Source organism: Bradyrhizobium sp. HKCCYLS1011, assembly GCF_051167795.1.
Taxonomy (GTDB): Bacteria; Pseudomonadota; Alphaproteobacteria; order Rhizobiales; family Xanthobacteraceae; genus Bradyrhizobium.
Genome location: NZ_JBNPTT010000006.1, coordinates 406,054 through 428,388, shown reverse-complemented (window position 1 = coordinate 428,388; position 22,335 = coordinate 406,054). Strand labels below are relative to the sequence as shown.

General features: G+C 65.4%; 18 protein-coding genes. All 18 read right to left on the bottom strand.

Annotated elements, in window-relative coordinates; genetic code table 11:
* Nucleotides 1–35 precede the first annotated feature (35 nt).
* Nucleotides 36–920 carry an outer membrane protein assembly factor BamD gene (locus tag ACQR1W_RS22445; protein ID WP_434852826.1) on the bottom strand — a complete coding sequence of 295 codons (885 nt, stop codon included), beginning with the start codon at nt 918–920 and terminating at the stop codon, nt 36–38.
* Between the two features lie 387 nt (nt 921–1,307).
* Nucleotides 1,308–2,273, bottom strand: a complete 966-nt coding sequence (lpxC, locus tag ACQR1W_RS22440; protein WP_008971451.1) for a UDP-3-O-acyl-N-acetylglucosamine deacetylase — start codon at nt 2,271–2,273, stop codon at nt 1,308–1,310.
* 348 nt (nt 2,274–2,621) lie between these two features.
* Nucleotides 2,622–4,439, bottom strand: coding sequence for a cell division protein FtsZ (gene ftsZ / locus ACQR1W_RS22435; RefSeq protein WP_434852825.1), 1,818 nt, complete (start codon nt 4,437–4,439; stop codon nt 2,622–2,624).
* 99 nt (nt 4,440–4,538) lie between these two features.
* A complete protein-coding gene (gene ftsA, locus ACQR1W_RS22430; RefSeq protein WP_434852824.1) occupies nt 4,539–5,858 on the bottom strand; it encodes a cell division protein FtsA in 1,320 nt (439 codons plus the stop codon).
* Nucleotides 5,855–6,871: a cell division protein FtsQ/DivIB gene (locus tag ACQR1W_RS22425; RefSeq protein WP_434852823.1), complete on the bottom strand. Its 1,017-nt coding sequence runs from the start codon at nt 6,869–6,871 to the stop codon at nt 5,855–5,857. The genes ftsA and ACQR1W_RS22425 overlap by 4 nt, the downstream gene beginning before the upstream one ends.
* 316 nt (nt 6,872–7,187) lie before the next feature.
* Nucleotides 7,188–8,174 (bottom strand): D-alanine--D-alanine ligase family protein, encoded by a 987-nt coding sequence (locus tag ACQR1W_RS22420; RefSeq protein WP_434852822.1) that lies wholly within the window; start codon nt 8,172–8,174, stop codon nt 7,188–7,190.
* A 69-nt stretch (nt 8,175–8,243) separates the two neighbouring features.
* Nucleotides 8,244–9,167 (bottom strand): UDP-N-acetylmuramate dehydrogenase, encoded by a 924-nt coding sequence (gene murB, locus ACQR1W_RS22415; protein ID WP_434852821.1) that lies wholly within the window; start codon nt 9,165–9,167, stop codon nt 8,244–8,246.
* A 268-nt stretch (nt 9,168–9,435) separates the two neighbouring features.
* Nucleotides 9,436–10,839 (bottom strand): UDP-N-acetylmuramate--L-alanine ligase, encoded by a 1,404-nt coding sequence (gene murC / locus ACQR1W_RS22410; protein WP_434852820.1) that lies wholly within the window; start codon nt 10,837–10,839, stop codon nt 9,436–9,438.
* A 144-nt stretch (nt 10,840–10,983) separates the two neighbouring features.
* Nucleotides 10,984–12,087: an undecaprenyldiphospho-muramoylpentapeptide beta-N-acetylglucosaminyltransferase gene (murG, locus tag ACQR1W_RS22405; protein WP_434852819.1), complete on the bottom strand. Its 1,104-nt coding sequence runs from the start codon at nt 12,085–12,087 to the stop codon at nt 10,984–10,986.
* Nucleotides 12,088–12,146: 59 nt separating this feature from the next.
* Entirely contained in the window at nt 12,147–13,292 is a 1,146-nt protein-coding gene (gene ftsW / locus ACQR1W_RS22400; protein WP_434852818.1) for a putative lipid II flippase FtsW, read from the bottom strand.
* Nucleotides 13,293–13,413: 121 nt separating this feature from the next.
* Entirely contained in the window at nt 13,414–14,082 is a 669-nt protein-coding gene (locus ACQR1W_RS22395; RefSeq protein WP_434852817.1) for a nucleotidyl transferase AbiEii/AbiGii toxin family protein, read from the bottom strand.
* Nucleotides 14,066–14,392 (bottom strand): hypothetical protein, encoded by a 327-nt coding sequence (locus ACQR1W_RS22390; RefSeq protein ID WP_434852816.1) that lies wholly within the window; start codon nt 14,390–14,392, stop codon nt 14,066–14,068. Before ACQR1W_RS22390 ends, ACQR1W_RS22395 begins: the two co-directional genes overlap by 17 nt.
* A 71-nt stretch (nt 14,393–14,463) precedes the next feature.
* Nucleotides 14,464–15,864, bottom strand: coding sequence for a UDP-N-acetylmuramoyl-L-alanine--D-glutamate ligase (gene murD, locus ACQR1W_RS22385; RefSeq protein ID WP_434852815.1), 1,401 nt, complete (start codon nt 15,862–15,864; stop codon nt 14,464–14,466).
* A 112-nt stretch (nt 15,865–15,976) separates the two neighbouring features.
* Nucleotides 15,977–17,083, bottom strand: coding sequence for a phospho-N-acetylmuramoyl-pentapeptide-transferase (gene mraY / locus ACQR1W_RS22380; RefSeq protein ID WP_008971441.1), 1,107 nt, complete (start codon nt 17,081–17,083; stop codon nt 15,977–15,979).
* A 202-nt stretch (nt 17,084–17,285) separates the two neighbouring features.
* Nucleotides 17,286–18,665 carry a UDP-N-acetylmuramoyl-tripeptide--D-alanyl-D-alanine ligase gene (locus tag ACQR1W_RS22375; protein WP_434852814.1) on the bottom strand — a complete coding sequence of 460 codons (1,380 nt, stop codon included), beginning with the start codon at nt 18,663–18,665 and terminating at the stop codon, nt 17,286–17,288.
* Nucleotides 18,662–20,134 (bottom strand): UDP-N-acetylmuramoyl-L-alanyl-D-glutamate--2,6-diaminopimelate ligase, encoded by a 1,473-nt coding sequence (locus ACQR1W_RS22370; protein ID WP_434852986.1) that lies wholly within the window; start codon nt 20,132–20,134, stop codon nt 18,662–18,664. Before ACQR1W_RS22370 ends, ACQR1W_RS22375 begins: the two co-directional genes overlap by 4 nt.
* A gap of 48 nt (nt 20,135–20,182) precedes the next feature.
* Entirely contained in the window at nt 20,183–21,946 is a 1,764-nt protein-coding gene (locus ACQR1W_RS22365; protein WP_434852813.1) for a peptidoglycan D,D-transpeptidase FtsI family protein, read from the bottom strand.
* Complete coding sequence (gene ftsL, locus ACQR1W_RS22360; protein ID WP_008971437.1) at nt 21,943–22,335, bottom strand: cell division protein FtsL; 393 nt, start codon at nt 22,333–22,335, stop codon at nt 21,943–21,945. The genes ACQR1W_RS22365 and ftsL overlap by 4 nt, the downstream gene beginning before the upstream one ends.

Sequence of the window (22,335 nt, the reverse complement as noted above, 5' to 3'; positions counted from 1 at the left end):
GGAGACGCCTCGTCGGCGTCACGCCCTGCCGGACTTCAGCCCAGCCCCAGCTTTTTAAACGCCTTGGAGATGTAGGAGCCCTTGTTCTCTTCCGGTTCCACGCCGCCGGTCTTCACGAGATTATAGGCGTCCTTGTACCACTTGCTGTCGGGGAAATTATGCCCGAGCACGGCGGCTGCGGTCTGCGCTTCGCCGACGATGCCGATCGCCATATAGGCCTCAGTCAGGCGAAACAGCGCCTCCTCGACGTGGCGCGTGGTCTGGTACTGCGTGACCACGGTCTTGAAGCGGTTGATGGCCGCCGTGTAGTCGCGCTTCTCCATGTAGTAGCGACCGATATCCATCTCCTTGCCCGCGAGCTGGTCGCGGGCGCCTTCCAGCTTGACCTTGGCGCTGGTGGCATATTCGGAGGTCGGATATTTGCGAATCACCTCTTCCAGCGACGCGATCGCCTTTTCGGTGCGCCCCTGGTCACGGCTGATGTCCGGGATCTGGTCGTAATGCGAGGCCGCGATGAGATATTGCGCGTAGGCCGCATCAGGACTGCCGGGATGCAGGGTGATGTAACGCGTCGCCGAGCCGATGCAGCCGTCGAAGTCTCCGGCCTGATAGGAGGCATAGGCCGACATCAGCAGCGATTTGCGGGCCCAGTCGGAATAGGGGTGCTCGCGGTCGACCTCCTCGAACTTCTTGACCGCGCCCTTCGGGTCCTTCTTCTCGTTCATCATGAACAAGCCCTGGTTGTAGAGCTTGTCAGCCGGCTCATCGACGAAGGTGTCGTCCTTGGCCAGGAACTTGTCCCACAGCCCGCCGGTGCCGCAGCCGCTCAACGGCAGCGCGAGCACAATCAGCGACATGGCCAGCCTGATGCGGCCGGTCAGAGGGATGCGGAGTTCGGGCGAAAGACGTTGTGTCGACATGAGCTTTGAGAACCTGACGCCTGTGATCCGGTGTGTGCCGCGCGCTTATGAGTTTGCCATCATGAACGCTGGGATGGGCCTGTCCGTGGCGCCTGCCATGCAGCCATCGCCTCTTTAACCGAAAAACCCTCGTTAACCAACCGCATAGGCAGGCATTTCGCCCGCATTAAGGCGGCACCGGAGTGCAGCAATCCGACGTGGTTACCACGGCAAAAGCCTTGGAGACACTTGCGAAGTTCGGATCAACCGACAACGGCGCAAGCGGCCCGGTAACAAGCTGTCATGAAATTTCAGTGGAACGGAACGCGTCCAATGAGCGCATGCTTGAACCTGGCGCCCCAGCCTGATGGGCTGCGAAGAGCTGCAGGCGTTTCAACACATCAGTTTTTAGGACACATCCGGGCCGTAGGCCGGGGCGATCATGCCGCCGACCATACCACCCACCGCAACCTCGGTCGTGACGCGAGGACGGCGCACTGCAGGTTCGCCTTCGACCACCCGCCAAGCAGTGCGGTCGGCGAGAAGCGCCGTCAGCACGGCATGGTTGAGCTTATGGCCACCACGAACCGAGCGATAGGTTCCGAGCAGCGGCAGCCCGGCAAGCGCGAGGTCGCCGATTGCGTCCAACACCTTATGGCGGGCGCATTCATCAGCGTAACGCAGGCCTTCGGGATTCAAGAGTCGTTCCTCGTCGAACACGACCGTGTTCTCGAACGAGGAGCCCAGCGCGAAGCCAGCGCTCCAGAGCTTCGCCACATCGCTCATGCAGCCGAAGGTGCGGGCGCGAGCAATCTCGCGGCGGAAACGCTCCGGATTGAGGTCGAAGTGATAGGACTGGCGGCCGATCACGGGATTGGTGAAGTCGATCTCGATCTCAAGCCGGAACCCGGTCGCGTTCGGCCGCAGTTCGCCGGCACAGGCGCCGATCGCGACCTGCACAGGCTTCAGAATTTGGATGTAGCGACGCGCTGCCGACTGGGAAACGATGCCGGCCTGCTCAATCGCAGCCACGAAGGGCGCAGCCGAGCCGTCCATGATCGGAACTTCGGGACCATCGATTTCGATGGTGGCGTTGTCGACGCCCATGCCGCGCAGGGCGGCCAGCACGTGTTCGGCGGTCGAAACCAGCGGACCTTCGCGGTCGCCCAGGACGGTTGCGAATTCGGTGGCGATCACGCCGCCGGCGGTAGCCTTCACCTCGCGATCCGGCCCCTCAAGACCGGTGCGGACGAACACAAGGCCCGCGTCGATCGGTGCAGGCCCGATCGTCAGACTGACCGGCGCCCCCGAATGGACACCAACACCGGTCACGGTGGCCTGCGAACGAAGCGTGGTTTGCCGGCTGAATTTCATCGACTTATCGCCCAAGACCCCACCTAAACACCCCCTCGGCAGCCCCTGCGCGCCGACTCAGTGTTAGGTATCCCCAAGTCACGGTAGACCATAACCACGGGCTCCAAAGCGCGCCAACTCACGCTTCTTTACGGATTGTTACCCTATCTCTGCCGCATTCGCGCCAACGCTTAACCATTTTGGAACGCGGCCTTTACCCTCCTGGTTCCCGGATCACACCACCAAATAGATAATTAAGCATTTAAAATCAGTTAGTTGAGGCACCTTGAGTCGCTCGGTCCAGGAAAGCAAAGAGGCCCGGCTCCATCGAGCCGGGCCTCTTGTCCACAGCCTGGGCTGTAACAATTGTCAGGTTGCCTGGCGCCGCAGGAAGGCCGGGATATCCAAATGATCATCGCCCTGTGGCGCTGGCGCCACAGGAGCGGAACGGCCATGGACATCGAGACCTTGCGGCGCCGGACGGCGTGCATACTCCGATACCGGGTCGGCAGCAGCCACTTGCTGGGCCACCGTGCGCTGTGGCTTGCGCTCAGGGAGCGGCGGCATGGTCGACATGGCCGGTCCGGGTCCACGGCCGGCGAGCGGAGGCTCATTCTCCTCGTCGCGGCGGCCGAGGCCCACATGGGCAAGCCGCTGCAGCAGCGACATCCGGGACTTCTGCGGATGCTCATCGCCCTCGTCGCCGCGCGCCTGGCGAATCTCCGCCTGAGCCGGCATCGGCAGATCCTCGAACTTCGGCATCCGCGGCGCGCGGGGCGGCAACCGCTCTGCCGCCTGTGGAATGAAGGTCTCAGGCAGAACCGCCGCTTCCACCGGCGGCGGGCGGACGGCCTCCGGCTCCGGGAACAGCGACGGCTTTTGAGCGATCGGGCGCACGGTCACGTCGCCATAGGCGACGGGCTGTGCGGGCGCGGCCGGGGGCTCGTTCGCCATCGCGGCAGCGACCGCGGCCAGCGTGTCGCGTTCGAGATTCGGCGCCGGCCGGGGCGCCGGCGCGATCGGCGCGGGTGCGGCAGGCGCCATCTGCGCGGCCTGGGCTTCGAGCTTGGCGGCGCGCTCGGCGAGCCGCTGATTGTCGGCGCGCAGCCGCGCGGTGAGATCGGCGAGCCGGCTTTCGGGGGCACCGGTCGCAGCTGACGGAGCCGGCGCGACGGCCGCCTGGACCGTTGCGGAAGGCGGCGCCACGCCGCGATTGAACTGCGCCTGCTCGATGCCGGTGGCGACCACCGAGACCCGAATCAGCCCGTCCAGCGATTCGTCGAAGGTTGCGCCGACGATGATGTTGGCGTCCTGATCGACCTCCTCACGGATGCGGGTGGCGGCCTCGTCGACCTCGAACAGGGTCAGGTCCTTGCCGCCGGTGATCGAGATCAGCAGGCCCTTGGCGCCCTTCATCGAGGAATCATCGATCAGCGGGTTGGCGATCGCGGCTTCGGCGGCGGTCAGCGCACGCTTCTCGCCCGACGCTTCGCCGGTTCCCATCATCGCCTTGCCCATCTCGCGCATCACCGCTCTCACGTCGGCGAAGTCGAGATTGATTAGACCTTCCTTGACCATCAGGTCGGTGATGCAGGCGACGCCCGAATAGAGCACCTGGTCGGCCATCGCGAAGGCGTCGGCGAAGGTGGTCTTCTCGTTGGCCACCCGGAACAGGTTCTGGTTCGGGATGATCAGGAGCGTATCGACGACCTTGTGCAGCTCGTTGATGCCGGATTCCGCCGTGCGCATCCGGCGCTGGCCTTCGAAGTGGAACGGTTTGGTGACGACACCCACGGTGAGAATGCCCATTTCGCGCGCGGTCTTGGCAATCACCGGAGCAGCCCCTGTGCCCGTCCCGCCCCCCATGCCGGCGGTGACGAACACCATGTTGGCGCCCGAGAGGTGGTCGCGGATCTCGTCGATCACCTCCTGCGCGGCGGCCGCCCCGACGTCCGGCTGCGAGCCGGCGCCGAGCCCCTGCGTCACCTGCGTGCCCATCTGGATGATGCGCTGCGCCTTCGACATGGTCAGCGCCTGGGCGTCGGTGTTGGCGACGACGAAGTCGACGCCCTGCAAGCCCGCGGTGATCATGTTGTTGACGGCGTTGCCGCCCGCGCCACCGACGCCGAACACAGTAATCCGCGGCTTCAGCTCATGGATATCAGGAGGTGTAATTGTGAGTGCCATGGTTGCCTCTCGCTCACGCGCGCGTGGGTTCGCCACGGCCTGTGGCCGCGGGTGTTGGTGAAAATCGCATGGGAATGTCTTTGGGGCGGAAATGATTCATCAGAAGCCCTCGCGTAGCCATCGTCCGACCTTTCCGAAATAGCCGTCGGTCCCTGTTGCCTGCTGCCGCGTATGCCGCGGTTCGACGTGTTCGAGGTGCGCGTATTGCGGATAGACCAGAAGCCCGGTGGGCACCGCGAAGGCGGCGTTCTTGGCCTCGTTCGGCAGCCGGCCGAAGCCGAGCGGACGACCGACGCGCACAGGGCGGCCGAGGATTCGGGTGCCAAGCTCGACAAGGCCGGTCAGCTGCGAAGCCCCTCCGCTCAGGACGACGCGCGCTTTGGGTTCTGCCGCAAAGGGAGAATCCTTCAGCCGGTCGCGGACCATTTCAAAAATCTCCTCAGCGCGGTGCCTGACAATGTTCGCGATGGTGGCGCGGGAGACGATTTGCGGGAGATCCCGCTCATTGTCCCCTGCCGTCGGAACGGACATCAACTCACGCGCGTCGGACCCGCCGGTCAGCACCGTGCCATATAACGTCTTGATTCGCTCGGCATCCGCAATGCACGCCGATAATCCGCGCGCAAGATCCATGGTCACGTGATGCCCGCCGAGCGCAAATCCGCTCGCATGGATGAAGCGGCCACCGGAATAGATCGCGATCGTCGTAGTACCTGCCCCCATCTCGACGACGGCGGCGCCGAGATCGGCCTCGTCATCGGTCAGGACCGACAACCCGGCAACATACGGGCTCGCGGCCATGGCCTCGACATTGAGGTGGCAGCGCTCAACCACCAGCATCAGGTTCCTGGCAACCGTGGCATCAGTGGTCACGACGTTCATGTCGACGCCGAACTGGCGGGCCAGCATGCCGCGCGGGTCGCGGATGCCTTTGACGCCATCCAATGTGTAGCCGACGGGAAGCGCATGGAGCACGGCGCGGCCTTCGCCGGTGGCGTGATGCATGCCGGTCGAGGTGACGCGGCTGACATCGGCGGGGGTGACCGCCCCGCTACGGATGTCCGACGTCGCCTCGATCAGGTGACCCATCACGCGGCCGCCGGCCACCGGGAGAAGCACTGACTCCACCCGCACCTTCGCCATGCGCTCGGCGAGCGCCACCGCCTGGCGCACCACCTGCTCGCAGGCAACGGGATCGACCACCGCGCCGGCCTTGACCCCGCGCGACTGGATCTGGCTGTAGCCGATCAGCTCGATGGCGTGACTGCGGCCGCGCAGCGCGTCGCTCGGCGGCGCCGGCCTCAGCCGCGCAATCATGCAGGCGATCTTGCTGGTGCCGACGTCGAGCGAGGCCACCAGCGCAGTGCGCTTCTGCGACATCGGCCGGGTCTTGGGAGTCTGGCGATCGAAGCCGGTCATGCGTCACCGGCCTTCTTCTTGGATTTCTTGTCCTTGAACAGGTCCTCGCGCGCCTTCGCCGCGTCGTCGGAGAGTTGCACCACGAGCCGGTCCGGCAGGCGCATGTCGATCGCGACGATGTCGCGGGAGAACAGATGATCCTCCTGATCGAGCTGCGACAGTTCGGTCAGCGCGTTGCCCACGTCGTGTTCCGGCAGGCGGATGTCGAGCCCGTCCTTGGTCCGCAGGTTCCAGCGGCGCTCGCCGACGAAGACGGCCGCCTTGGTCACGGCACGCACCTGCGGATAGCGCGCCAGCAGCGCCAGGAAATCACGCGCCCTGCTCTCCGCGCCCTTGCCGACCACCAGCGGCAGGGTCAGGAAACGGTGCGACACATAAGGCTCGAGCACCGCGCCGTCGTCGGCGATGACGGACAGTCGCCCGTTCTCCTGCCACAAGGCGAAGGCCTGGCGCTCGACGATGTCGATCCGGAGCTGGTTCGGAAAGAACTTCTGCACGGTCGCGTCAGCGATCCAGGGATTGGCCTTGAGCCGGTCACGCACGGCGGCGGCATCGAGGAACAACAGCGACGAGCGGCCGGTGACGCCGCCGATCGCCAGCACTTCATCCTGGGTCAATTGCTTGCGGCCGTTGATGGCGAGAGCCGTGATGCGGAAGCCGACCGAATTGGCGAGCGCGTTGCGCGCATCGCTGAACGCGGTGCTGAACTCCTCGACATGGCCGCCCTTGACGACGCCGAGCCAGATGCTGCCGAACAGCAGCAGCACGGTCATGGCCGGTCCCAGGCGCCGCGGCAGATAGCGCTCCACCCACTCCACGATGCGCGGCGGCGCCTCGCGCTCGACAAGCGGCTGGAGTGCGATGGGTCTGACCTGCTTTGCGGCACGCGCCGATCTGGCGCGAACGAATCGCGCAGACAGATACTCGCGCAGCAAGATCGCCGCGCCAAGGGCCGCGGCTCTCAGGTCAGCTTGAGGCCTCTGCGAGTGAGCGAGGCGTCCTGCACCATCCATTGCACGAGCTCATCAACTGTTGCGCCCGCAGATACGTTGCGGACCGCTCCCCTCGGCCGCTCGAACCGACCGGCGCGCTGAGGTGGATTCGCCGGAAGCGGATCACGACAGCGCGGGCCGGCGGCCGAGCACCGCTGGGTCGCCAGCGTTAACCTTCGGACGTCCTGGTAAACAAAAGGTAAAGCCGGTCCGGTGAGGCGATTTTTTTCGCCGATTTATGAGCACCTTGAGCCGGATTCTTAAGGATTTTACGGATTCTGGGAACTTCGCCCCAGGGAACCCGGACGGGAACTCCCCGGCGATATGACGTCCCTTGTTAACGAATGCGCCGCTCGGCGAGCGCGATCTGTTGATGCAGGAAGTCAACGAAGGCGATGCCGTGAGCCTTGAGCGCCTTGGGATAGAGCGAAGCCGCGGTCAGTCCCGGCAAGGTGTTGGTCTCAAGATAAACCGGGCCGTCGGCCGAGATGATGAAGTCGCTGCGCGAATAGCCGCCGCAGGACAACGCCCGATGCGCCTTGACGGCCTCGGTCTGGATCGCCGCCGTGACCTCGGGGCTGAAGCGGCCCGGACAAATCTCCTGCGTGGTCTTGGCGAGATATTTCGCAAAATAGTTGAAGGCGCCCTCGGCTGGCACGATCTCAATCGGCGGCAATGCGATCAGCGAGCCGTCGAGCTGCTCGAGCACGGCGCAGGTCGCCTCAGTACCGCTGACGAACGGCTCGACCAGATAGTCCTCGCTCTCGGCCGCGCTGCGGATTGCGACCAGATCCTGCTTGGCATTGACGAAGATGAGTCCGTAGCTCGACCCGTCCTTCACCGGCTTGGCGATCAACTTTCCATAGTGCGCAAGTGCAGCTTCCATTTCCTCGAGCGCCACGCCTTCGACCGCGCGGACGCCACCGAGCACGGCGAAGCGCTTGGCCGCGATCTTGTCGAAGGCGAGATGCGAGGACGCGGAGCCCGAGCCGGTGAACGGAACGCCGCGCATCTCGCACATCGCCTGAAGCTCGCCGTTCTCGGCGCGTCCCCCGTGCAGGCCGAGCACCAGGACGCGCGCTTCGGCCTTGGCGCGATCCAGCGCCTCGGTCAGGCCGCCGAGCTTGTTGCCATCCGCCTTGAACGGCTCCTCGAACGGCTTGGCATGGGACGTCAGCGCCTTGCCGCTCGCCGCATGGACTGTGTCGTCGGCCTCCCAGAACCACAGATCGGCTTCAGGGAGCGCGGCATGCAGCGCCTGCGCGCTCGCCACTGAGACGAGCCGTTCCTTGTTGGAGCCGCCGAACAGAATCGTGATGCGCATCAATACGTTCTCGGGTTGATCTCACCTTGCCGCCACCGCTTGGTCGCAACGGCTGACGAAATGCACGAATTAGCTCGCGCTGAGTCCAATGCGTTTGATCTCCCACTGCAGTTCGATTCCGGAGGACGCCTTGACCCGTTCGCGCACGGTCTCGCCGAGCGCCTCGATGTCGTAACCGGTGGCCTGCCCGGTGTTGATCAGGAAGTTGCAGTGCATCTCGGACACCTGCGCACCGCCGAGCTTCAGGCCGCGACAGCCGGCGGCGTCGATCAGTTTCCAGGCGCTGTGGCCGGAGGGATTCTTGAACGTCGAGCCGCCCGTTTTCTCACGGATCGGCTGCGCCATCTCACGATGCGCCTGCACCTCGGCCATCCGCGCCCGGATCGCTTCCGGCGCCGAAGGCCTGCCGCGAAAGCGCGCCGAGGTGAAGATCAGCGCGGGGTCTGTGCCGCTCGCGCGATAGGTGAACTTCATCTCAGCATTGCTGAAGCGATGGGTATTGCCTTGCCGGTCGACGGCCGTCGCCTCGACCAGAACGTCCTTGGTCTCGCCGCCATTGGCGCCGGCGTTCATGCGCAGCGCCCCGCCGATCGTGCCGGGAATCCCGAACAGGAATTCGAGGCCGGACAGGTTGGCGCTCGCGGCCACCTCGGCGACGCGCTTGTCGAGCGCGGCGGTGCCGGTGGTGACGATATCGCCCTCCGCTGCGACCTCACCGAAGCTGCGCGGCGCGAGCCGAATCACCACGCCCGAGACGCCGCCGTCGCGCACGATCAGGTTGGAGCCGACGCCGATCACGTAGATCGGCAGCTCGTTGGGAAGATGCTTGAGGAAATAGGCGAGGTCATCGGCATCGGCCGGCGTGAACAAAACTTGCGCCGGGCCGCCGACGCGAAACCAGGTGAGCGGAGCCAACGGCTCGTTGGCGAGCAGCCGCCCGCGAAGCTCCGGCATCGCGGCTTTCAGCTCGGGTGTGATGTCGGGGAAGGTCATGCGATGAAGAGCCGGGCTCGAGAAAGTGCCGATGCTGTTGCTACACGGCACACTCGGCTCTCTCCCCCACGCAACCGAGGTTTACCTCGGTTGCGCATATCTAGTTTGCGCAAGTCGGGCAGGCCCGACTTGCGATGGGGGAGAGCTGGAGAGGGGGGTACCACGAACGCCGGCGCTTGCGGCTTACCCCCCTCCCTAACCCTCGTCCACAAGGGGGAAGGGAACGGAGTTGGCCGTGCAGCTGAGCAGGAGATCACCACGTCCATACTCACCCCAGCGCCTTCAACTCGTTCGGCAGCGCATAGGCCCACTGCGTGATGTTGCCTGCGCCAAGACAGACGACGAGATCGCCCGGCTTTGCCAGACCCTTGACGATACCGGCGAGATCGGCGGCCTTCGGCAACGGCACCACTTCGCGATGGCCATGAGTGCGCAGGCCCAGCACGAAATGATCGCGGTCGATGCCCTCGATCGGCGCCTCGCCGGCCGCGTAGACCTCGGCGACGACAACGGCATCGGCGTCGTTGAAGCAGGTACAGAATTCCTCGAACAGCGACTGCAGGCGGGTGTAGCGATGCGGCTGCACGACCGCGATGATCCGGCCGTTGGTGGATTCGCGCGCCGCCTTGAGCACGGCCGCGATCTCCACCGGGTGGTGGCCGTAATCGTCGATCACGGTGATCCCGTTCCATTCTCCGGTGCGGGTGAAGCGGCGCTTGACGCCACCGAAGCCTGCGATCGCCTTGCGGATCGCGTCGTTCGAAATCCCAAGCTGATGCGCGACCGCGATGGCGGCCGTGGCGTTCGAGGCGTTGTGGCGGCCGGGCATCGGCAGCACGATGTCGGGGATTGCGTGGGTGGCATCCGTCTTACGATCGCGAAAGACGACGGTGAAGCGGGAGCCGCCGCCCTCGGGCCTCAGATCGACCAGCCGGGCATCGGCCTGCGGATTCTGGCCATAGGTGATGATGCGACGATCCTCGATCTTGCCGACCAGGGTCTGTACCACCGGATGATCGATGCACATCACGGCGAAGCCATAGAACGGGACGTTCTCGACGAAGGCGCGGAACGCCTCCTGCACGGCGTCGAACGTCTTGAAGTGATCGAGATGCTCGGGGTCGACATTGGTGACGATCGCCACATCCGCCGGCAGCTTCAGGAAGGTGCCGTCACTCTCGTCGGCCTCGACCACCATCCAGTCGCCGGCGCCGAGCCGCGCATTGGTGCCGTAGGCATTGATGATACCGCCATTGATCACCGTCGGATCGAGGCCGCCGGCATCGAGCAGTGCGGCCACCATCGAGGTCGTGGTGGTCTTGCCATGGGTGCCGGCGATCGCGACGCAGCTCTTCAGCCGCATCAATTCCGCCAGCATCTCGGCGCGCCGCACCACCGGAATGCGTTGGGCGCGCGCGGCCATCAATTCCGGATTGTCGCGCTTGATCGCGGTCGAGACCACGACCACGTCGGCGCCCGCCACGTTCTCGGCCTTGTGGCCGACGCTGACGGCGATGCCCTTCTCGCGCAGCCGCCCGACATTGGCATTGTCGGCGGCATCGGAGCCCTGCACCGTATAGCCGAGATTGCAGAGCACCTCGGCGATGCCGCTCATGCCGATGCCGCCGATCCCGACGAAGTGGATGGGTCCGATCTCGCGCGGCAGTCTCATGGTCAAAGTCCTTGCGTCATCGCCCGCGCAGGCGGGCGATCAGTATTCCGCGGCTCCCCTGCTCACGCGCAAATCAGGCCGCTCCGGGTACTGGATGCCCCGCCTGTGCGGGGCATGACAAGGGGATATTTCGGTGCTGCAGGCCTAAATTCCGGCGGTTTTGACCACCAGATCGGCCAGCCGCTCGGCGGCATCGAGCCGGCCGACCGCGCGGGCGGCCTCCGACATCGCAGCCAGCCGCGCCGGCTCGGCAGCCAGCGCGGAGATCTCCGAGGCGAGCCGAGCGGGCGTGAAGTCGCCCTGCACGATCCGGATCGCGCCGTTCACCTGTGACAGCACGCCGGCATTGGCGAACTGGTCCTGATCGATCGCGCCCGGCAGCGGCACCAGGATCGAGGGGCGGCCGATCGCCGCCAATTCCGCCACCGTGCCGGCACCGGAGCGCGAGATGACGAGGTGATTGGCCGCGAGCCGCGCCGGCAGATCGGTGAAGAACGGCGCGAGTTCGGCGTTGATCTTGAGCCGATCGTAGACCGCGCGCACCCGCGCCATGTCCTCCTGGCGGACCTGCTGGGTCAGCACCAGCCGGCCCCACAGTGCCGGCTCCAGCCGCTCGATCGCGCCGGGCACCACATCGCTCATGACCCGGGCACCCTGGCTGCCGCCGGTCACGAGCAGCCGGAATGGTCCTGACGAGGCCGGCGGGGCGTAGGGCACCGCAGCGGCCTCCAGAATCGCCGGACGCATCGGCGTCCCGACTGTGGTGGCCTTGCCGGCGAGCGCGGGATCACGGTCGAGCACGCCGGGCAGCGAGGTCGCGATCGCCTTCACCCGTGACGACAGGAAACGGTTGGCGCGGCCGAGCACCGCATTGGCGTCATGGATGATGCCGGGCACGCCGGCGAGCCGCGCCGCGACCAGCGGCGGCACGGTCGGATAACCGCCGAAGCCGACCACGGCCGCGGGCTTGAGCCGACGGATCAGGTTGAATGCGGCAATCGTGCCGGCTCCGAGCATCACCGCGGTGCGCGCCAGCGCAATCGGCGAGCGGCCGCGCACCGTCTCGCTTGGCACTACGTCGATCATGTCCTTGGTGAACAGGCCGCTGTAGTGCAGCGCGCGGGCATCGGTGACCAGGCGAACACGGAAGCCGCGCTTGATCAATTCGACGCCGAGCGCTTCCGCGGGAAACAGATGGCCGCCGGTGCCGCCGGCCGCGAGCAGGATGAGAGGCGCTGTATCGTTCATGCGCGCCTGTTTACAGACAAACCGCCATTATTGCGAGGAGCGTGAGCTCCGACGAACACTCATGCGTAGCTGCGCACGCCGCCCGCCGCATCCGTGATCTCCATGCGCGGCCGCTGCCGGGTCAACGCCAGCATCATGCCGACGCCATAGGCCAGCGACACCATCGACGACCCGCCATAGGAGATGAACGGCAACGTCATGCCTTTGGCAGGAATCAGTTGCAGATTGACCGAAATGTTGATCGCGGCCTGCACGCCCATCAGGATCGCAAGCCCGGAGGCGCCAAAGCGAGCGAAGCTGTCCTCGGTCGCGTAGGCGCGCGACAGCGTCCGAATGACGATGAAGGCGAAGAGCGCCACCAGCGCGAGGCACAAGACGATACCGAATTCTTCGGCTGCGACCGCGAACACGAAGTCCGTATGGCTGTCAGGTAGGCTGCGCTTGGCGATGCCCTCGCCCGGCCCGAGCCCGAACCAGCCGCCGTTAGAAAAGGCTTCCATGGCGGTGTCGACCTGGAAGGTGTCGCCCGAGGCCGGGTTCATGAAGCGCTTGATACGGCCGGCGACATGCGGGACGAACAGATAGGCGCCGAACAGGCCGGCGGCGGCCGCGCCGGCCAGGCCGGCGACCCAGATCATCCGCATGCCCGCGATGAAGAACAGCGCGCCCCAGACCATCAGGATCAGCATGGTCTGGCCGAAATCCGGTTCCATCACCAGCAGCGAGACCAGCGTCAGCAGCAGCACCAGCGCCATCGAGGTCGCGGGCATGTCGGGCCGGCGCGCCGATTCCGAAAATAGCCAGGCGGCGACCACCACGAACGCCGGCTTTGCTGCCTCGGAGGCCTGAATGTTGACGCCGAGCAGCGTGATCCAGCGCCGCGAGCCCTTCACCTCAGGTCCGATCGCGAGCGTCACCACGATCAGCGCGAGGCTGATCACCAGGATGACCAGCGCGCTGCGGCGAATCTGCCGCGGCGACAGGAAAGAAACGCCGATCAGCACGACGAAGGACGGCAGCAGGAACAGGACGTGGCGATTGAAGAAATGGAACGCATCGAGCCCGATGCGGGTCGCCACCGGCGGACTTGCCGCCAGCGACAGGATGACCCCGCACAACATCAATCCGATGATGGCACCAAGCAGCGGGCGGTCCACCGTCCACCACCAGTCGGATAGCGGATTGCGTTCTTCACGGGAGAGCATGGGTGGTCCCTTCGGCCAAAGGCAACTCCCATTGGTCGCCGATGATGGTTATCGAAGGGTTAAGGAACCGTTTGGGTTTTGAAGTATCACGGTCCCAAGCCTTTCCTCCCGCAAGCCCCGCTTAGAGTTGCGGAGGAGCTAGCCCGCTTTGGAGGACAACTTCAGGAATGACCGACACTCGATCGCGAGCTGCGCGCAGGAGCTCCTGATCACTCTTTGGAAGAGTAGGCAGATCGCCATCCTTAAAGAAGCCGAGAGCCCTGAGCGGGAGCGCAGGATCCCTTCCATACATTTTGGCAAAGGCTCCGAGACTCGTTGCAAGCGAAGTCCCCGCGGAGAGCATGGCCGCAATGTCACGGTAATCCTTGGCCTCAGCCCGATCCAGGATCGCCTTCAATTTGGTGGCAAGGAGATCTTCGCGCGAGGCAACCAGCAGAACTCCGTCTGTTGTCAGCAGCGGGTCGCTGACGCGCCCCAATGCAAGGCGGCCAAAGAAGGATATCTTGACATGTCCCGCCGGCAGCGCCGCGTCGACGACCAGCGTATTCTGGTCCTCTTGAAGCGTTCGCGCTTGGCGCATGAACGCGAAGGCTTCACCGATCTCGTCTTTGTCCAAGGGCTCTGCCTTAAAGAAATCGAAATCGATGGAGGTCCGGTGGCCGAGGTGCAGGGCCACGGCCGTACCGCCGTATAAGACGAAGCCTAGGTTGCGCGCCGGAGCAAGCTGCGGCCAAATGCCTTGCTGCGCAGCCGGCAAAATATCGATGCAGGGATCAAACTGTCCCGACATCGAATGACCTGACCGGCGGCTCAGCGGGAATGTCGCGATTTGTCGCGCGCATCAAACGGCCGCGCCACAACTCCCAGGACCTCGCGTCGATCCAGCCCGGCTCGGCCTTGAGCATGATCTCGGCAAGAAAATCGGAACCGAATTCTTTCTCCAAGCGCACGATGTCGTCAAAACCTGCAAGGCTCATCGCTTGCGCGATAATCCTCGCCGCTGAGCGCGGCTCCGATCCAACTGGCTCCCACCAAAAATATGCTCGCTCCAGCTCAGCCAGCAGTCGCGGGGAGATGTTTTGGTCCAGCAGCGTGTCCATGCCGATCTTATAGCACGACGAGGCTTTTCGGACCAGCAACGGGACAGGATCGGAGACGGTGTCAGGCGGCCTCACACTACCGGCGTCACGCCTGGCAGGGCCTGGACCAATTCGCGGAACTTGGCGCCGCGGATTTCGAAGTTGCGATATTGATCGAACGAGGCGCAGGCGGGCGACAGCAGCACCACCGCGTCCTTCAGGCCGGAAGCTTCGGCGTCCGCAGCCGCCCGGGCCACCGCGACGTCGAGCGTGCCCGACATCTCATGCGGCACCTGATCGCCGAGGGTCTGTGCGAACTCCGCCGCCGCCTCACCGATCAGATAGGCTTTGCGGATGCGCGGGAAGAAGGAGGTCAGGCTGGTGATGCCGCCGGCTTTCGGCTTGCCGCCGGCGATCCAGAAGATATCGGCAAAGGACGACAGGGCGTGCGCCGCTGCATCGGCATTGGTGCCCTTGGAGTCGTTCACGAACAGCACGTTCTCCACACGCCCCACCTGCTCCATGCGATGCGCCAGCCCAGGGAAGCTGCGTAGGCCCTGCTGCAGCACGTCCTCGCGCACGCCCAGCGCAAGGGCGCAGGCGGCCGCGCAGGCGGCGTTCTGCGCATTGTGCAGGCCGCGCAGCGAGCCTATGCCGCCGATCCGGGCGATCTCGCTGCGCGCACCGCCGCTCGCGCGCACGATGGTTTCGTGCTCGACATAAATGCCGTCCGGCAGCGGGTTCTTGACGGAGATGCGGACCACGCGCTTGCCGGTCCGATCGAGCCGATCCGCCGTGGCGCGGGAGAAATCATCATCGACGCCGACGATCGCAGTTCCCTGCGGCTGCACGCCCGCGACTAGCCGCTCCTTCACGGCAGCGTAGTTGCCGAGCGTGCCGTGGCGATCGATATGATCCTCGCTGACATTAATGAGGATGCCGACGGTCGGATCAAGCGAGGGCGTCAGATCGATCTGATAGGACGACATCTCGATCACGTGAACGCGCCCCATGCGCGGCGGCTCCAGCGACAGGATCGCGGTGCCGATATTGCCGCCCATCTGGGTGTCGAAACCCGCGACCCGCATCAGGTGCGCGATCAGCGCGGTCGTGGTCGACTTGCCGTTGGTGCCGGTAATCGCCACGAACGGCGCATCCGGCGCATGGCGCTTGCGCTCGCGGCAGAACAGCTCGATATCGCCGATCACCTCGACGCCCGCCTCGCGCGCTTTGAGCACGCTCCAATGCGGTGCCGGATGCGTCAGCGGCACGCCGGGTGCGAGCACCAGGGCTGCGAAATTCGCCCAGGAGACGGTGCGCAGATCGGCGGTGGTGAAGCCGGCTTTCGCCGCCTCTGCCAGCCGGTCGGCGCCGTCGTCGCCGGCAATCACCTCGGCGCCGCCGGCACGCAGCGCATGACAGGACGCGAGGCCCGAACCGCCGAGGCCGAATACCGCGACCGTTTTTCCGGCGAAGGAGGTGACGGGGATCATGAGCAAACCCGTGTCGTTCCGGGGCGCGTGAAACGGGAACCCGGAACCTCAAGATTCCGGGTTCGATGCTGGCGCATCGCCCCGGAATGACGTTGCAAGATCGTAGCCTTCATCAGCGCAGCTTCAGCGTGGACAGCCCGGCGAGCGCGAGCATCACCGAGATGATCCAGAAGCGGATCACGATCTGCGGCTCGGTCCAGCCGAGCTGCTCGAAATGATGATGGATCGGCGCCATCTTGAACACGCGCTTTCCGGTCAGCTTGAACGAGACCACCTGCACGATCACCGACACCGCCTCCAGCACGAACAGCCCGCCGATCACCGCCAGCACGATCTCGTGCTTCACCGCGATGGCGATCGCCCCCAACATGCCGCCGAGCGCCAGCGAGCCGGTGTCGCCCATGAAGATCGAGGCCGGCGGCGCGTTGAACCAGAGGAAGCCGAGGCCGGCGCCCAGCACCGCGCCGCAGAGCACCGCCAGTTCGCCGGTGCCTGCGACGTAATGGATCTGCAGATAGTCGGAGAACACGGCATTGCCGGCCAGATAGGCGATCAGGCCGAAGCTGGCGGAGGCGATCATCACCGGCACGATGGCGAGACCGTCCAGGCCATCGGTGAGGTTCACGGCATTGCCGGCGCCCACGATGACGAAGGCGCCGAAGATCACGTAAAGCCAGCCGAACTTGATCACCAGCTCCTTGAAGAACGGAATGGCAAGGCCGGTCGATGACGGGTCTCGACCGAGCCGCACCAGCGCATAGCAGGCGACCAGCGCGATCGCCGCCTCGATCAACAAGCGGAAGCGGCCGGCAAAGCCCGAATGCGACTGCTTGGTCACCTTCAGGTAATCGTCATAGAAGCCGACGAAGCCGAAGCCGAGCGTGACGGCGAGCACGATCCAGACATAAGGGTTGAGCGGATTGGCCCACAGCACGGTCGAGACCACGAGCCCTGACAGGATCATCAACCCGCCCATGGTGGGCGTGCCCTTCTTGGAAATGATGTGCGATTGCGGACCGTCCGTGCGGATCGGCTGGCCCTTGCCCTGCCGCAGCCTGAGGTGGTCGATGATCCAGGGACCGAACAGGAACACGAACAGAGCACCGGTGACCACGGCGCCGCCGGTGCGGAAAGTGATATAGCGGAAGACGTTCAGGACAGTGCGGAACATCCCGAGGCTGGGGAACGTGTTGCTCAGCTCGATCAACCAGTAAAACATACAATCCGCCTGTGCCGTCCCGCCGTGGCCGGGCCCGTCAGCGCCCGGTGTTCCCCGCACGAATCCACGTCGGCGCCCCTTTAACCACGATCAGGGTCCGCGTGCGAATCGTCGCATTCAGCCGCTATGGCCCGCTCGGGCATACCTGCCCCGCCGGTCTGAGGGAAGAGAGCAGCTCGCGATGCCGCGATATCGCCCAATTCTACGCGTGGGCCTGCAACGCAGCGGCAAGTCTTGGAACGAACTTGTTCACCCAGAAGATCTTCTTGCTGCCCTTGACGACGACGACGTCATTGCGCTCCAGCAGCGCCGCAACCGATTGGGGATCCAGCGTCGCCGGATCGCCCTGCCAGCCGAGCCGCTTTGCCTCCGGCAACAGGTCGAACAGGTGGCGCATCAAAGGGCCGACGCAGTAGACCGCATCGATACCAGCCAGATGCGCGGCGAGCCCCTTGTGATACGCCCGCGCTTCAGCGCCGAGTTCCAGCATATCACCGATGATGGCGATTCGCCGTCCAGCGACGGGGCGGGCCTGCAGGCTGTCCAGCGCGGCGGCCATGCTCGCGGGATTGCCGTTGAAACTGTCATCGATGAGAACCACGCCGCCTGCGGTCTGCTCGACGCCGCGGCCGGTCATGATGCCGACATGACCGAATTCCGGGGCGAGCAGCGCCGGATCGAGGCCGGCAGCTTGCACGGCTGCGAGCGCAGCCAGCGCATTCTGCACGCGGTGCGGCGCACCCGGCGTCAACGCGAAATCGATTCCGCGGCCGCACACCTCGGCGCTGACATCCCAGCTTTCGCCGCGCGGGGTGTGCGTGAGCTCGCGCACCTCGCCGCCTTCGCCGAAGCGCAGCAACTTACCGCTCCATTCAGGCGTAGAGAGCTCTGCCGGCAGCACCAGGATTCCGTCGTCAGGCAGGCCGCGCGCGATCGAGACCTTTTCCTGACGGATCGCCTCTAGGCTGCCGAGCTTCTCCAGATGCACCGGCTTGACATTGACGACCAGCGCGACCGTCGGCCGGGTCAGCTCGGTCAACCGGGCAATCTCGCCCGTCTGGTTCATGCCCATCTCCACCACCCACACCGACGCGTTCGGATCGGCGTTGCAGAGCGTCAGCGGCACGCCCCAGAAATTGTTGAAGCTGGAGGGACTGGCGGACGCGTGCGGATAGGCGGCGACGAATTCCTTGGTCGAGGTCTTGCCGGCGCTGCCGGTCAGGCCGATCACCGGGCCCTCAAAACGCGCACGGGCCGCGCGGGCCAACGCCCAAAGTCCGTCGATGAGCGTATCCGGCACGATCAGTTGCGGCACGCTGATGCCGTCGATGGCATGCGGCACGATCATGGCCACCGCGCCGGCCGCTTGCGCATTCGCGGCAAACTCCCAACCGTCGCGGCTCGAGGCAAAGCTCGAGATGAAGCCGCCGCTCGGCGTTCCGCTCAACGCCACGAACAGGCTGCCGGGCTTCACGGCACGGCTGTCCTGGGTGACGAAATCGATCGGCGTTTGCGGAAACTCGCCGCTCAGATTTAGCGCACGCGCCACCTCGGCGACAGTCCACAATGGCGCTTTCGTCATGTCGTCCTCGATGCAAGTACCTTGGCGAGTGCTTCCGCGACCGCTTCATGGTCGCTGAAATGCAGAACCTTGTTGCCGACGATCTGGCCGGTCTCGTGGCCCTTGCCGGCAACCACGAGCGCGTCACCGGCTTCGAGTTGCTCGACCGCCAAGCGGATCGCCTCGGCGCGATCGCCGATCTCACGCGCGCCTTTGGCCGCAGCCAAAATTGCCGCACGGATCGCAGCCGGGTCCTCGCTGCGCGGATTGTCATCGGTGACGATGACGCTGTCGGCATTCTCGACTGCGATCGCGCCCATCAACGGTCGCTTGCCGGCATCGCGATCGCCACCGGCACCGAACACGACGGTCAGTCGCCGCTTCGCATAGGGCCGCAGCGCCTGCAGCGCCTTTGCCAGCGCATCGGGCTTGTGCGCATAGTCGATGAAGACCGGCGCGCCATTATGCTCGCCGACCAGCTCGAGCCGGCCCTTGGCGCCTTCGAGCGCGCCCAGCGCATCGAATACGGCGTCGGGATCGCTGCCGGTGCCGATCGCAAGGCCGGCGGCAACCAGCGCATTCTCGATCTGGAACGCGCCAACCAGCGGCAGGCGGATGACGCGCGTCCGACCGCGGTGCTCGATCTCGAGCGTTTGCGCGAAACCTTCGACCGCCGCGCTGACCAGCCGAATGCCCTCGCCTGCTCCGTCACCCCTGATGCCGACCGTCATCACGCGCAGTCCGCGCGCCGCGGCCGCATCGATGACCTGCTGCGAGCAGTCATGATCGGCCGAGATCACCGCCGCGCCGCCGGGCGGGATCAGATCGCGGAACAGGCGGAGCTTGGCGTTGAGGTAATGCGCGACGTCGGGATGATAATCCATGTGATCGCGCGACAGATTGGTGAAGCCCCCGGCTGCGACGCGCACGCCGTCGAGGCGAAACTGATCGAGCCCGTGGGACGACGCCTCGAAGGCGAGATGCGTGACGCCATCACGCGCGATCTCGTCGAGCTGGCGATGCAGCGCGATCGGATCCGGCGTGGTCAGCGAGCCATAGACGGTGCGCTTGTCCGACACGAGGCCGATGGTGCCGATGCTTGCGGAGCTGTGGCCGAGCCGTTGCCAGATCTGCCGCGTGAAGGCCGCAACCGACGTCTTGCCGCTGGTGCCTGTGACGGCGGCGATCGTGGCCGGCTGCTGCGGAAAGAAACGGGCCGCGGCGAGCGCCAGCGCAAGCCGTGCATTGGAGAGTGCAACAAAGGGAACGGCAAGCTCACCGGCCGGCGCGTGCTCGGCCGCAACTGCGACCGCGCCGGCCGCAATCGCAGCATCGATGAAACGTGCTCCGTCGGTCTTGACGCCGGCCAGCGCAAAGAACAGATCGCCCGGCTTGACCGCCCGGCTGTCCACAGCAAGCCCGGTGACATCGATCGCAGTGATGCGCGGATCGATCGGCGCGTCGTCGCGCAGGAGGTCGCCAAGCTTCATCGTCATCCCATGCGGCACCGCGGAACCTGCGGCGCCTTCGCGTCAGGCTTACTGCGTCAGCCGCGATGCCGCAAGAATTTGGCGGTCGGACGGCGGCAGGTCGAAGCGCGGCTCGATCCCCAGCAGCGGCCCGATCCGCGAGATCACGTTGCCGGCGGTCGGCACCGCGTTCCAGCCGGAGGTGATGAACCCGTAGGTCTCCTTCAGCGGCTGCGGCTCATCGAGCATGATCAGGAGCTGATAGCGCGGCTTGTCGGCCGGGATGATCGCGGTGAAGGCGGTCAGCACCTTCTTCTTGGCGTAGCGGCCGTTGATGACCTTCTCCGCGGTGCCGGTCTTGCCCCCGATATAGTAACCCTTGACGTCGGCATGGTGCGCGGTGCCGATCTCGGCATTGAGCCGCATCAGATAGCGCATCTTCTCGGAGGTCTCCGGCTTGATCACGCGCTTGGCGATCGCCCGCGCCTCTTCTTCGCTCCGCTTCATGAAGGTGGGCGGAATCAGGAGGCCGCCATTGGCAAGCGCGCTCACGCCCATCACGGCCTGCAGTGGCGCCACGGCAATGCCGTGACCGAAGGAGATCGTGATCGTATTGAGGTCGCCCCAGTGTCGCGGCACGATCGGCGATGCGCTCTCCGGCAGCTCAGTCCGCAGACGATCGAGCTGGCCCATCTTGCGCAGGAACGCCTTGTGGGCTTCCACGCCTTGCGACAGCGCGATGCGCGCCGCGCCGACGTTGGAGGAGAACGTGAAGACCTCCTTCATGCTGAGGAAGCGGCCTTTCGGCTCGTCATCATGGATCGCGAACTTGCCGTAATGCAGCGGCCCACGCGCGTCCCACATCGAATCGAGGCCGTATTTCCCGGTGTCGAGAGCCATCGCCAGCGTGAAGGCCTTGAAGGTCGAGCCCATCTCATAGACGCCGGTGGTCAGGCGGTTGATACGATCGGGATCGTGCGCCTCCTTCGGGCTGTTCGGATCGAAATCCGGCAGCGATACCATCGCGACGATCTCGCCGGTGTTCACGTTGGCGACAAGTCCGGACGCCGCCTTGGCGTGGAACTTGTCCTTGGCCTTGAGCAGCTCGTCGCGCAGGGCGTGCTCGACGCGCAGATCGATCGACAGCTCGATCGGCCGCTGCAGGCGGTCGGTGGCGAAGCCCGCGCGATGCAGGTCGGCGAGCCCCTGATTATCCAGCCACTTCTCCATCCCGGCGATGCCCTGGTTATCGATGTTGACCAGGCCGATCAGGTGCGCGACCTCGTTGCCGGTGGGATAGACGCGCTTGTTCTCGCGCAGGAAGCCGACGCCGGGAAGTCCGAGCTTATGGATATCGAGCTGTTGCTGCGGCGAGATCTCGCGCTTCAGCCAGACAAAGCCCTTCCTGGACGACAGCCGGTCACGCACCTCGGCATTGTCCAGATCAGGCAAGGTGGCGGTCAGAAGCTCGATCGCCTCGTCCTTGTCGATGAGGCGGCGCGGCTCGGCGAACAGGCTCGGCGTCTTGACGTCGGTTGCCAGCACCTCGCCGTTGCGATCGACGATATCGGGCCGTGCGGTGGCGATCGCGTCCTGCTGCGCCGCGCGCCGCGCGCTCGGGCCGTCAGCGCCGAGCGCGAACATCACCAGCCGCCCGCCGATGATGGCATAGACCGCGGCGAAGGCGATCATGGCGAGCCCGACGCGCGCGCGGGCCTTTGCCGCGCGGTCGACGTTACGGCCATAGAGCAGCGTGCGCACCAGCCGCTGGTGCCAGGGTTCCTTGCGGACCGGTGGCTGCGGCACCAGAGCGCGGCTTGCTGGACCGGTCATTGCTGATCCTCCGGCTGAGGCACCGACCCGGTTACGGCGTCGTCCCGCTTGGCGGCATCGATGGCGTCGATCATGGAACCGATCGGGTCGGGACTGCCGGAGCGGGCAAAACTCGGCGGCCGCTCCGGGAGATTTTTCAGGTTGTCGTATTGGTTGGCGTTGAGCGGCTTGAGCGGCAGGTGCCGTTCGACCAGCCCCTGCAACCGAAGCGGCGCATCGAGCTTGGCCCATTCGGAGCGCAGCACCGCGATCGCCTCGCGCTGCTCGCGAATTTCCGCGCGCAGCTGCAGCACCCGTTCGACCCGCGCCGTGGAGTCCATCTTGATCCGATAGACATAGGCCGCAGCAAAGATCAGCGCGCCGATGACAAGGAGGTGGATCAGCCGCAC

What these genes read in the sequence shown, in the direction of transcription:
- ACQR1W_RS22395 (WP_434852817.1), bottom strand. Translation starts at nt 14,082, where the DNA reads ATGTCGGGACAGTTTGATCCCTGCATCGATATTTTGCCGGCTGCGCAG.
- ACQR1W_RS22370 (WP_434852986.1), bottom strand. Translation starts at nt 20,134, where the DNA reads ATGAAGCTTGGCGACCTCCTGCGCGACGACGCGCCGATCGATCCGCGC.
- ACQR1W_RS22390 (WP_434852816.1), bottom strand. Translation starts at nt 14,392, where the DNA reads ATGGACACGCTGCTGGACCAAAACATCTCCCCGCGACTGCTGGCTGAG.
- lpxC (WP_008971451.1), bottom strand. Translation starts at nt 2,273, where the DNA reads ATGAAATTCAGCCGGCAAACCACGCTTCGTTCGCAGGCCACCGTGACC.
- ACQR1W_RS22445 (WP_434852826.1), bottom strand. Translation starts at nt 920, where the DNA reads ATGTCGACACAACGTCTTTCGCCCGAACTCCGCATCCCTCTGACCGGC.
- murC (WP_434852820.1), bottom strand. Translation starts at nt 10,839, where the DNA reads ATGAGACTGCCGCGCGAGATCGGACCCATCCACTTCGTCGGGATCGGC.
- ACQR1W_RS22365 (WP_434852813.1), bottom strand. Translation starts at nt 21,946, where the DNA reads ATGACCGGTCCAGCAAGCCGCGCTCTGGTGCCGCAGCCACCGGTCCGC.
- ftsA (WP_434852824.1), bottom strand. Translation starts at nt 5,858, where the DNA reads ATGACCGGCTTCGATCGCCAGACTCCCAAGACCCGGCCGATGTCGCAG.
- murD (WP_434852815.1), bottom strand. Translation starts at nt 15,864, where the DNA reads ATGATCCCCGTCACCTCCTTCGCCGGAAAAACGGTCGCGGTATTCGGC.
- murB (WP_434852821.1), bottom strand. Translation starts at nt 9,167, where the DNA reads ATGACCTTCCCCGACATCACACCCGAGCTGAAAGCCGCGATGCCGGAG.
- murG (WP_434852819.1), bottom strand. Translation starts at nt 12,087, where the DNA reads ATGAACGATACAGCGCCTCTCATCCTGCTCGCGGCCGGCGGCACCGGC.
- ACQR1W_RS22425 (WP_434852823.1), bottom strand. Translation starts at nt 6,871, where the DNA reads ATGGATGGTGCAGGACGCCTCGCTCACTCGCAGAGGCCTCAAGCTGAC.
- ftsW (WP_434852818.1), bottom strand. Translation starts at nt 13,292, where the DNA reads ATGCTCTCCCGTGAAGAACGCAATCCGCTATCCGACTGGTGGTGGACG.
- mraY (WP_008971441.1), bottom strand. Translation starts at nt 17,083, where the DNA reads ATGTTTTACTGGTTGATCGAGCTGAGCAACACGTTCCCCAGCCTCGGG.
- ACQR1W_RS22420 (WP_434852822.1), bottom strand. Translation starts at nt 8,174, where the DNA reads ATGCGCATCACGATTCTGTTCGGCGGCTCCAACAAGGAACGGCTCGTC.
- ftsZ (WP_434852825.1), bottom strand. Translation starts at nt 4,439, where the DNA reads ATGGCACTCACAATTACACCTCCTGATATCCATGAGCTGAAGCCGCGG.
- ACQR1W_RS22375 (WP_434852814.1), bottom strand. Translation starts at nt 18,665, where the DNA reads ATGACGAAAGCGCCATTGTGGACTGTCGCCGAGGTGGCGCGTGCGCTA.